The organism is Corynebacterium sp. HMSC036D03 (genome assembly GCF_001836185.1).
Taxonomy (GTDB): domain Bacteria; phylum Actinomycetota; class Actinomycetes; order Mycobacteriales; family Mycobacteriaceae; genus Corynebacterium; species Corynebacterium simulans.
The window spans coordinates 1-11,240 of sequence record NZ_KV827765.1 but is presented as its reverse complement, the minus strand read 5'-3'; the positions used below and the strand labels follow the sequence as shown (position 1 = coordinate 11,240).

The 11,240-nt window shown below is 68.1% G+C and carries 9 protein-coding genes and 1 pseudogene; all 10 read right to left on the bottom strand.

All coding sequences use genetic code 11. The annotated features are described in order from the left end of the window. Window positions 1-356 precede the first annotated feature (356 nt). Complete coding sequence (locus tag HMPREF2692_RS11890) at window positions 357-2,090, bottom strand: ABC transporter ATP-binding protein (protein WP_061921088.1); 1,734 nt, start codon at window positions 2,088-2,090, stop codon at window positions 357-359. Beyond that, on the bottom strand, window positions 2,087-3,865 hold the full coding sequence (locus HMPREF2692_RS11885) for an ABC transporter ATP-binding protein (protein WP_070823708.1): 1,779 nt from the start codon (window positions 3,863-3,865) through the stop codon (window positions 2,087-2,089). Before HMPREF2692_RS11885 ends, HMPREF2692_RS11890 begins: the two co-directional genes overlap by 4 nt. Then, entirely contained in the window at window positions 3,862-4,656 is a 795-nt protein-coding gene (locus HMPREF2692_RS11880; RefSeq protein WP_235597070.1) for a class I SAM-dependent methyltransferase, read from the bottom strand. The genes HMPREF2692_RS11885 and HMPREF2692_RS11880 overlap by 4 nt, the downstream gene beginning before the upstream one ends. Further along, window positions 4,653-5,390, bottom strand: a complete 738-nt coding sequence (locus tag HMPREF2692_RS11875) for an ABC transporter permease (protein ID WP_062041717.1) — start codon at window positions 5,388-5,390, stop codon at window positions 4,653-4,655. Before HMPREF2692_RS11875 ends, HMPREF2692_RS11880 begins: the two co-directional genes overlap by 4 nt. Then, on the bottom strand, window positions 5,387-6,139 hold the full coding sequence (locus tag HMPREF2692_RS11870) for an ABC transporter permease (protein ID WP_070823706.1): 753 nt from the start codon (window positions 6,137-6,139) through the stop codon (window positions 5,387-5,389). The genes HMPREF2692_RS11875 and HMPREF2692_RS11870 overlap by 4 nt, the downstream gene beginning before the upstream one ends. Next, window positions 6,136-7,179 (bottom strand): ABC transporter ATP-binding protein, encoded by a 1,044-nt coding sequence (locus HMPREF2692_RS11865; protein ID WP_061921079.1) that lies wholly within the window; start codon window positions 7,177-7,179, stop codon window positions 6,136-6,138. Before HMPREF2692_RS11865 ends, HMPREF2692_RS11870 begins: the two co-directional genes overlap by 4 nt. Continuing rightward, a complete protein-coding gene (locus HMPREF2692_RS13040) occupies window positions 7,163-7,930 on the bottom strand; it encodes an acyl-CoA synthetase family protein (RefSeq protein ID WP_070823705.1) in 768 nt (255 codons plus the stop codon). The genes HMPREF2692_RS11865 and HMPREF2692_RS13040 overlap by 17 nt, the downstream gene beginning before the upstream one ends. A 1,227-nt stretch (window positions 7,931-9,157) precedes the next feature. Further along, window positions 9,158-9,547 (bottom strand): annotated as a pseudogene (locus tag HMPREF2692_RS13580) (ATP-binding cassette domain-containing protein); the annotation flags it as partial. Window positions 9,548-9,558: 11 nt separating this feature from the next. Further along, window positions 9,559-10,350, bottom strand: a complete 792-nt coding sequence (locus HMPREF2692_RS13445; RefSeq protein ID WP_246823456.1) for an ABC transporter ATP-binding protein — start codon at window positions 10,348-10,350, stop codon at window positions 9,559-9,561. Window positions 10,351-10,457: 107 nt separating this feature from the next. Beyond that, window positions 10,458-11,099 carry an ECF transporter S component gene (locus HMPREF2692_RS11850; protein WP_070823704.1) on the bottom strand — a complete coding sequence of 214 codons (642 nt, stop codon included), beginning with the start codon at window positions 11,097-11,099 and terminating at the stop codon, window positions 10,458-10,460. Between the last annotated feature and the right edge of the window lie 141 nt (window positions 11,100-11,240).

The following is an 11,240-nucleotide window of genomic DNA, read 5'->3' as shown; positions in this document are numbered from 1 at the left end:
GATATCAGGTGTCCACCAAAAAGGGGTCAGGTCCGAACTCGCTTTCACCCTGCCCACCGCGGCGGAGGCAGTGGAGCTAATCGTCAGCCACGGGCTGGAAATTGCTCAAAACCAGGTGCACGGGCGGTAGTAGCTAGCGGCAAGGCAGCAAAGAGCCCCCTTCCCTCCCAGCTTTCACGGGGGATGAGGAAGAGGGCTATTTTCGCTTTCTAGGAAGCTTCAGCCTTACAGCTCGTCGGTGTTCGTGCTGCTCGGTGTTTTCGTCGGCGGTTTCGCTCTGCCCACCGAGCGCCTGGCGGTGGGATTCGGGAAGCTGCGGCAGGGCGCCCGTGAGGGCATCGACCAGGTGATGAGGATCAGGCGCCCGAGGAGCTCCCCGTCCGACACGCCCACGACTCGGCGTAGCGGCCGCCCTTCGCCAGCAATTCATCGTGCGTGCCCCGTTCTGCGACCGTCCCGTCCTCCGAAAGCACGACGATGAGGTCGGCATCGCGGACGGTGTGCAGACGATGGGCGACGACGATCACGGTGCGATCGCCGCGCAACGCCTCCATCGTGCCGACGATCGCCCGCTCAGTGGCCGCATCCAGCGAGGACGTCGGCTCGTCGAGAAGCACCACCGGGGAATCCTTCAGAAGCGCCCGGGCGATGGCGAGGCGCTGCCGCTCGCCTCCCGACAGCAGCGTCCCCTCCTCCCCCACCGGGGTATCCCACCCGGAAGGCAGCAGCTCCACGATGCGGTCCACCCCGGAACGCCGAGCGGCCTCGCGCAAGCGGTCCCCGTCACCGGGCCCGGAACCGAATTCGGGGTCGGCGAAGACCACGTTGTCCCGCACGGACGCGTCGAAAAGGAACGTCTCCTGGAACACCGGGGTCACCAGCGAGTTCACGCCGTCGGTGCCGATCCGAGGCAAGGGCACCCCGCCGATGAGGATCTCCCCCGAGTCCGGATCATGAAAACGCGACAGCAGCCGCATGACCGTCGTCTTGCCCGCCCCCGACGGTCCCACTACAGCAACCAGCGCTCCCTGAGGTGCACGGAAGCTGACGCCGTCGAGAACCTTCTTATCCCCGTACCCGAAGCTCACGCCGCGGAACTCCACGTCATGCCCGTTGGGCAGCTCCGGTGCGGTCGGTTCGGGAAGGGCGGGGATCGCCCGCAGGTCACGCAACGCAGCCAACGTGTTGCGGCCCGCACCGAAACCGCCGGACAACGCTCCCGCCGTGGTGATCGGTCCGGTGAACTGGACGACCACGATGAGCATTGGCGCCAACTGCGCCGGCGCCATCCCGCCCGTCGCGGCAACTGCTACGGCGACGATTACCGCCGCCGTGAACACCGCATGGACGACCGAACTCAACCGTCCGATGGCCGCCCCCTGCGTCGACGTCGCCTTCGCGAACGTATCGTGTTGGGCCCGGATCGCCTCATCCACCATCGCGTCCGCCGCTGAACCGTCGCTCGCGGCGCGAATCGCCTGCTGGCAGCGGGTGAACTCGATCAGCCTGCCGGAGACGGCAGCGACGGCGTCAGCATGCGCTTCGTCCGACTCCCCGCCGACCCGGCCAATGGCCCGGTAGGCGAAGAAGAGCACCGGCGCCGACGCGACGAGAACCAAACCGACGCGCCAATCCACCGCCAGAATTCCGAAGGCGATGACGGTCGGCGCAACCACCGCGGCGATGACGGGCCGCAGGATCACGTGCGGCACGGACGCCGCGAACGCGATACCCGACGACGCCATCTCCGAAAAGCGGCCGGCCGTGGACTTGGTGACGTACCCGAGTGGCAACGTCAGCACGCGTTCGCCCAGGGAACGCAGCAGGGACGACAGCACCGCTGCGGAATTCGCCCTGCCGACCGTCCCCGCGGCGAGGGACAGCACCGCATGGGCGACCGCGAGGCCAGCGATGACGCCGGTGAAACGCCACGCCGTCGCATCATCTCCCTCGGCCAGAGCCGACAGCAGCGGCAGCAGCGCGACGAACGCCGCTCCCTGGGCCAGCGAGGCAAGCGCGGCCAACGCAATGAGCCACGCCAGCGTCATTCTCGAGCGCCGATCCGTCATCAACCACAAGTCCCGAATCATCGGTTCCCCGCCTTTTCATCGTCTGATTCAGTGCCCCGCGGAGCGGATGGTTCGTCGTCGAGCGCGAACGCGCGCCACAAATCCCGGTAGCGGCCACCGCGTGCAAGCAACTCGTCGTGGGTACCCGCCTCCGCGACCGCTCCCCCATCGAGAACGAGGATGCGGTCGGCGTTGCGGATCGTGCTCAACCTGTGCGCGATCACAATCACCGTCCGCGAACGGGCCAAACGCTCGATTGCGGACTGGATGAGGGCCTCGGAAGCCGGATCCGCATAAGCGGTTGCCTCATCGAAGATGAGCACCGGCGCGTCCGTGACGATCGACCTCGCGATGGCCACGCGCTGCGCCTCACCGCCGGAAAAGGTCACGTCGACGTTGACCACCGAATCCAGACGCTTCGGCAGCGCCGCGATGACCGCATCGAGGTTCGCGAGCTTCGCGGCCGCCATGATTTCGCCGTCGGTGGCGTCTCTCCTGGCCAGCCGGATGTTCTCCCGCAACGGCAGCGTGAGCAACTGCGGATCTTGGAACACCACCGACACCGAGCGGTGCACGTCGCGCACGGCGATGTCGCGAAGATCGGCGCCGCCCAGCAGCACCGAGCCTTCAACGGGGTCGTGGAAACGCGCCAACAGCCGGGCGACGGTGGACTTTCCGGAACCGGAGGACCCCACCAGCGCAGTGAGGGTCCCCGGTTCGAACGTCGCGGACATCCCGTCGAGGACCCGCGGCCCATCGCCGTAGGAGAAGACCAGGTTCCGGACCTCGAGCGCGCCTCCGCGCACGGGCACCGGATCGGCGGGCTCGGCGATTGGCGGCGTGCCCAGCACCTCCGCGATGGACTTCAGGGCGGCAATCCCCGCGATGATGGGTTCGGAGTTCATGGCCACCCGCACGATCGCCGCGGAGAGTCCAAGGCTGAGAACCAGCCCGGCGACGAGACCCTCCGGTATGCCGCCCGCGGCGTCCCTCAGAGCGAGGCCGGCCCAGCACACCACTGCGAGGACTGTGATCGGGGACGTCACCACGTCGATGAACCCGAGATAGATGTTCGACTGCCGGGACCAGGCGGACCACGCGCGGACGAACGACAACGCCGCGGCATCGTAGCGCCCCGCGCCCTGGTTGGCGCGTCCGAAGGACTTCATCACCGGGATACCGCGCACCAACTCGATGACCGCGGCCGTCACTCCTTCGGAGGCTCGCTCGTAGTCGCGCTGAAGACCGGCTCCGCGCGAAATCATCACGCCCATCAGGGCGAAGGTGACCAGCACCGGGACGACCGCCACCGCCGCGATCCGCCAATCCACCGCGACGAGCGCGATGAGGGAAAGCAGGGGAACCAGCACCGCCACCACGGTCTCACCGACGGTGTGGCCCATGAGCTGGTGGACAGCCGCGACGTCCTTCTCAACCGACCCGATGATTCCCGACGAGCGCCGGGCGTCCAGCCAGCCCAGCGGCAACTTCCGGATTTGGGCGACCAGCCGGCGCCGGAGGTGGAGCTGCAGGTCGTTATCCGCCCGGTGCGAGAGCATGCCGGCGGCGCCGTCCGCGGCCATGCGCACCGTTGCGGCGACGACGATGACAGCCACGGCCAACCACGTCCGATGCTCCGGGGCCTCCGGGTACGTCATCGCGATGTCGATGATGCCGACCAGCGAAGCGACGGTAGCCACCGACGACAGGACGGATAACGCGACCACCGCACGCATCCGCGTCCGGATCGGGGCGAGCAGCGACCACGGGCCTACGGTCCCGTCCACGGCGCTCACTTGCCCGCCTCCCCGATCGCGCTTTTCTTCGTGAGAGTGCAGAAGTACACCATGCCGGCGTGTGAGGCTCTGCCCAGCTTCAGCCCGTTGGCTTCGGCGAGGTCCTCGAGCTCGCTGCCCCGGAACACCCGGTGACCCATCTTCGCCATGACGGCCATGTCGACCCGCTCGTTCACGTCGGGATCCTCGGCGAACGTCTGCACGTAGGCGATGCCGCCGTCGGCGAGCAGACCGGCGACCCTGCCGAGCGCGGCACCCGCATCCTTCATTTGGTGGAGCGCGCCGCACACCCAGATTTCATCGGTCCTGCCGGGCTCTCCCGCGAGCGGCGCGAGGACGTCGGCGACGTGGAATTCCGTCCGGGCCCCGAGCCTTTCGACGGCGGCGCGTTCGCGGGCGATGCGGATCGCATTGGGCGACAGGTCGTAGCCGACGATGTTCGCCCTGCGATAGCGAGGCTCGGCGGCGAGCATGCGGGCGAGCCACCCGGTTCCGCAACCGAGGTCGAGAACCCGGGCCGGCGCATCCGGCCCGGGATCCAGCGCACGGAGCTTCCGATACACGGCGGCGGCGTCCATCGGTTCACGCGCATAGCGGCTGAGGAACCTCGGCTGGACCTTGTCCTCGTAGGCCGCGAGGAGTCTGCGGTTGTTCTGGACGATCTGGGCAATCGACTTCATCTGGTTCTGTCTCCGGGGTGTGTGGGCCGCGTCCACGCGGCGGTTTCGGGTTAGGTGCTCGGGTTCGCGGGCCGTCGCCGGCGGCGCCGCCCCCGTGGACGTGCCCGTCATGCAGACTCCCCCGGCCTCGTTTTCACGGCGATGCCCCACGCCGCGAGCACGGCGATGCCTAAGAACCAGGCCGCGCAGACCACCAGACCCGCAGCCCCGGTGCCGTTGACGGCCTCGCCGGCCGCGGATACGGGGGTGTGCCCGGCGATTCCGCGCAGGAGGGGACGGAAGTGGTCGGCGGGCATGAGCACCGTGTTGACGAACATCGCAACGATGATTAACGGGATGAGGGCCACGGAACCCTGGGGGCTGGTGATGGAGAACGCGATGTACGTGCCGGTGCATGCGGCCGCCGCGGCAACCATCGCCCCGGTCACCGCGATCCTCCACCACCAGGACACCTCCGGGGGGCCGTCGGAAAGCAAGGCGGCCACCGCCGCGACGACGGCCGTCATCGCCATGATCCGGATGAACTCGGCAATGATCCGTGCGGCCGGCACGGCCGCGTACGGTGACGGCATGGTGATTAACCGCTCGTGGAAGCCATTGCTGCGTTCAACGAACACGGTGGACGATCCCGTGATGGCCAGGATGAACGCCCACGCCGTCACGACCAGGATGACCGCGTTCCGGAGTTCGAACTCTCCGGTGAGCTGCCTGACCAGGCCACCGAACATGCGGTTGACGATGAACAGGTACACGAGCGGAGCAATGAACGTCATGAACCAGAAGTCGGGGCGCCGCAGCCAAATGTGGGCGATGCGCCGCAGATGCACGAAGATGGCGCCGATCATGATTCGCTCCTCGAGGTGAACCGGCGGATGAACAAGACGATTCCGGCGACCGCCGCGACACCGAGCCACAGGGCTGCCTCTTCCCCGGCACTATCCGGGAAGGCATCCGGGGACGCCGCCCTGATCACCTCGATGATCGGCGAAAACGGCATGTGACGTAAGACGTCGCGCAGGGAGCCGTCCAAAGCGGTCGCCGGAATGAACGCGGTGGAGAACATGAGCAGCAGCATTTCCAGCGCCTGGATCGATGAGGCCGTCGACACCGGGGCGGGCACCATCAGGATCACCCCGTCCGTGACCAGGGACAGGACCGCCGCGGCGAGCAGCGACCACAGGACAGTCCACGCGACGTCACCGACAGCCATGTCGAGGCCGCAGGACCACGCGACGACCAGCAGCGCCGCGATCGACGCGGACATCCGCAGCACATCGGTGGCGAGCCTGCCGGCGACATAGCCGCCTGTGGCCCCGGGCAACACACGCACGCGGTCAACGAGCCCGGATTCGACGTCCTGTCCCACCGCCATCGCCGACGCCGCGGCAGTGAGCATCGCCGCCTGGAACAGGCAGCCGCCGAGCACGAAACGCAGGTACCCGAAGCCGGATTGCCCCGCCGAGTACCCAAACACCGCGTACAGGCACAGCAGGAAGAGGGGCGGAACTACGAACATGGAGATCAGCGACGCGGTGTTGCGTCGCAACAGCAGCAGATCCCGACGGAGAAACGCCGCGACCGACGTCGCACTCATCGCGCCGCACCCCCTGCGTTCATCGATATGAACACCTCGTTGAGGGTGGGCGGCGACACGCTCAGCGAATCCGGCGACGCTTCCGAGGCCTCCATCGCCTGCGCCACCGCCTCGAGGACCCGCGGTCCGGGGTCGACGTCGAGGGACACCGACTTCCCCGCGACGCGGGCGCCGTCTAGGCACGTTCCCCCGAGGCAGCAGGCGAACGCCTCCGCCTCGGCGGCGGTGGCGAAGGACACGCGGAGCACGTGCGACCCGAAGTCGCGGCGCAATTCCTCCGGCGTTCCGCTGGCGACGATGCGGCGATCCTTGAGCAGATGGACGTGGTCGGCCAGCGCCTCCGCCTCTTCCAGGTACTGGGTGGTCAGCACCAGGGTCATTCCGTCGTCGCGCAGTTGCCGGATGAAGCCCCACAGCTCTTCGCGGCTGACAGGGTCCAGCCCCGTTGTGGGTTCGTCGAGGAACAGCAGCCTGGGCACGACGCACAGCGACGCGGCGATGTCGAGACGGCGCCGCATGCCACCCGAATAGGCCGACGCCAGCGTCGAGGCACTGTCCGCGAGCGAGAATTGCGCGAGCAGTTCCGTCGCGCGGGCGGCCGCGGCGGCGCGGTCGAGTCCGCGCAGCCGCCCGAAGAACTCCAGGTTCTCCCGGCCGGTGAGGTTCTCGTCGATCGCCGCGAATTGGCCGGTGGTGGCAATGTCGGCGCGCACGCCCGCCGGGTCCTCTTTCACATCGCGCGAGAAGATGCTCACCTCGCCGGAGTCGGCGGTGATGAGCGTCGACAGGATTCGGATGAGGGTGGTCTTGCCTGCACCGTTGTGGCCGAGGAACGACACTATCGCCCCGGCAGGCACGGTAAAACTCACGCCGTCGAGCACATGCTTGCGCATCCGGGCGCCGCGCTTTCCCTTGCGCCCGCCGTCCGGCGGGGCACCTGCCCCGCCTTCGGGCGGGGTGCCCGCATTGCCCGCAATCGGGTAGCTCTTCGTGAGGTCGCGGACGACGATCGCCGCACCTCGTTCAGCTTGATCCGTCATCGTTTCCCCTTTTCTTTGGTATCGCAGTGGGCCGCTGTCGGCAGCGGCCCCGTGGTCGGGTTGTCATGCGGCACCTCGATATGGATGCCCGCATCGCGGGCGAAGGCGAGGACCGGTTCGAGGAGCCGGGGGTGACCGACGAGATCCCGGCACCCCGGCGCGACCGGCTTCCCCGCGACCGCCACAACGGTGGCGGCAGCAATCGACCTCGCACCGGGAACGCGGGGACCGCCTCGGCGCCATCCCCGGAATCCACGTCCCCCGCCTGAGAGAAGTCCAATTCAGCATCACCCGGCATCGCCGCACCCGGTTCCGCGGCAGCGTCATTGACGATGGACACGTCGAGCAGCCGGTCCTCGCCCACGACCACGGCACCGTTTGCGCCGGTGAGCAGCGTGTGGCTGCGTTCGTCGACCAGGATCGGGGCCCCGGGCATCATGTCCGAGAGCGTCCGCACCCTGTCGACGTCAACCGGGCCCGACACCGGCGGCGCAAGCGCCGGAACCGCGCCGGCGTAGACGCAGCCCCAGAACGCCCGGATGAGCCCGCGGTTCTCCGAAACTTGGAAGATCACGCGATCGCCGGGGCCGATGCCGGCTTCAGCCAACCGAGTCGCAGCCGCCACCGCCTCCGCGTGGACCCGGCCATACGGGACGAAGACGTCCCGCCGATTCTCGACGAAGGTGATCCCCTTCTTCGTCTCATCGGCCTTGTCCCGAAGCACGTCGCTGATGGTCTGGATCGTGTTCATTGGTAGCTCTTTCGGTTGTCGGCGCCATGCCGGTGCCGGGCGGACCGGGCCCGCATGGCGTGACCCGGAGGATGTGTCTGAAGGGTTGAAAGGGTGAAGCAACTGGGTGGGACGCGTCTCCGCACAAGCTCGGAAACGCTCGCGGGCCCGGGACCCGCCGGTTCCGGGTGCCCGTCAAGTCACTGCGGACACCAGGGCGGCGACGAAGGCCGCGGCGGACGCTGCGGCCGCGAACCCGTCACGCACTCGCCAGGGGTGATCGGTGCGGAAGGTGCGCCGCGGATGACGGCCGAAGTTGCGCATCGCCAGGGTCAGGGACAGCTTTTCGGCGCAGCGCACGGCGCTAACGAACAAGGGAAAGGCGATGCACGCGGGCGTCGTCGCGCGAATGAAGCCGGAGCGGAAAGACTGCCCCGGTCGCATCGAGCGCAATCTAATCGCCCATGTCAGATGGGGGATTTCGCTGCGCAGGAACGCCGCGATGCTCACCCCGGAAATCGCTATGGTGCACCATGTGTAGGGAACCCGGAGGCGTTGCACCATGGCGTCGAAAAGCTCCTCGACGCGCATGCACGCGGAGACCAGGACCGTCCCCGCGAACACGGCTGTCAGCAGCAGTCCGTGATGGATGCCGTGGCGGACGGCCTCCGCCGGATCCCCACCGCCGTAGAACTCGGAGCGCCACCCGAGCAGGCCGAAGAACACCCCGATCAACAGGACGAGGAGGACCTTCCCCGCCGTCGCCCGAACGTCGCGTTCCGCGATCGCAGCGAGTGCGAGGAACGCAACCCCAGTCAGCGCGAGAACGGCGTCTCCGCCGAAGAGCAGCCCGGCGACGAGGACGAGCATCACCGCCGCGACGATCGTGATGGCGTTCAACCCCGCGCGCCTCCGAGCGTCGGATTCACCGGTCCAGGGACTTTCGTCCCCGGACGTCCGTGCGCCGGCCGCGGGCAGTGCGCGATCCCGCCGGGACGACTCCGGGGCAGCCGGCACGTCGGTCGCGGGACCGGACCAGGCGACCTTCCCTTCGGCGACGATGCTCGCCCGATCCGCCCACGTTCGCGCGACACGGCGGTCGTGGCACGTGAACACAACGGTTCCGCCGGCCCCGGCGTATTCCGCCAGCGCATCCAGCACGATGCGCGAGCTCGGCGAATCCAGGTGCGCCAACGGCTCGTCGAGAAGCAGCAAACGGCGATTGGCCGCCACCGCCAGGAAGATGCCCAACCGTCTTTTCTGTCCGCCCGACAGGACGAACGGCGAGACGGGGTCAAGTGCCCGGGGGCACAGGGCTTCCCGCAGTTTCCGCAGCTCATCGGCGCCGAGTGGCCCGTGCGGGTCCGTGCCGGCCAGCGCGGAGTCGATTTCCGCGGCGACGGTCGCGCGGGTGAACTGGTGCTCGGGGTTCTGGAACGCCCACGACGCGAAGGCGTCGGGGGCGCGCCGGGCTGGCTCGCCGTCGATCCGGAGGTCCGCTCCCGCCTTCATCTGGCCCGACAGCACCGCCAGCAAGGTGGACTTACCGGCTCCGTTGGTGCCGACCAGGGCATGGATCTCGCCCCGTTCCAGTGTCAGATCGGCCCCGTTCAGGATCCGCTCCCTGCCCCGGGCCACATGGGCTCCGGTCAAGGCCAGCAGTGGAACGGCGTCCGCCTCCAATTCCGGATCGGCGCCATCCCCGGCTCCCCGGGGCCTTCGCCGCCGGTCCGGACTGAGACGGTCCGGTGCCCCGTGCCCGGCGCACTGGCGTCCGGCGCTCCTGCGGTCGCGGCCGACGTCGCAATGCCCTTCACCGCGATGCCCTCCGGCGCTCCGTGCGCGGCGACGCTCCCGTCCGCATCGAGGATTGTCACTGTGTCGACCCACCCGTCGAACGGGCGGAGGTCGTGCTCGATGAGCAGGATGACACGACCCGGAGCCCGCAAATCACGGATGGCGGCGAACAGCGACCGGCGACCGTCCTCGTCGACGTGGGCCGCGGGCTCGTCGAAGATCATGACCTCCGGCGCCCTGGCCACCGCACCGGCGATGGCCATCCGCTGGCGTTGCCCACCCGACAAAGCCCACGGATCCTTCTCCGCGAGCTCTGACAGCCCGAGCTCCGATAGGGCCTCGGCTGATCGCTTGGCGACGATGCCGGCTTCCACGAGGGAAAACTCGAGGGCCATGGACACGTCATCGACGACTCGGAGCGTGAGCACCTGCGTCGCCGGGTCTTGCCCGACGAAGGTGACCCGGTCCCCGTCCACGGGGCGTTCGGTGCCGTCGGCATCGACGATGTGCACGAATCCGGCATGGTCGATGGGGATGTGCGAGGGGATCAGTCCAGCGATAAGGTGGGCCAGGCTCGTCTTTCCGCATCCCACGGGTCCCGTGATGGCGTTGATCGTGCCGAAATCGAAGGAGAGATCCACCATGTCGGGCGCCCATCGCCCATCGGCATGCCGCACGCCCGCGCCACTAACCCGTAACCGGGCCGGGGCCGTCCCGCGTGTCGCACCGGCGCACGCGGGTGCTCCGGCGGTCACCGGGTGACCCCGCGGCTGCGAAGCCCCTTTGCGACGGCAAAGCCCAGGACCAAAAACACCAGGCTCGATGCCAAGGCTACGGCGAAGCTGATCAGGGCCATGGGCGTGGTCAGCGAGTCGACGCCGACTGCGCGCGGGGCCATCGTTCCCATCAGCGCGGAGAACAACATCGCCGACGCCACGAACTGGGGACGCGTCCACCGCCGGTACAGGGTGACCATGAACGGAAGCTCGATGAGCAATCCTTCCACAATCAACGCCCCGATTGCGGCGACGCCGAATGGGGTGGTCGCCGCGGACACGACGCCCATGGCAAGGCATGCGATGAGGCTCGCGCCAGGCTTGCGGACGACGATAAGGGGAACAACGCACTGCAGGAACCACAACCCGAGCGTCGCCGCGACGAGATAAACGTGGGCGATGCCGGCGAACACCTGCAGGTAAGTCAGGGGCACGATGATGAGAGACCCCGCGACGCCAATCGCGGCGGCGACGAGCATGTCGCGGGTGGATGGTCGGCTACCCGCTGCGACCGGTGCGACGTGCACCAACCGCCCGTCATCCGTCTGCGACGCCACCGCGTCCCCGGCTCCCCCTCCGGAGAGGGGTTCTCCGGTCGATCCACGTTTTCCGTTCATCGTCGCCGCCTCGCTTCCGTTGCCGATTCCCGATCGGGAACACCACCTGAACTAGTATTAGGTTAGGCAATCCTTATCGCATTACGCCAGGCCCAATTTACTGACCTTACCCATTACGTTGTTAGCAGTTCCACCCCAGGG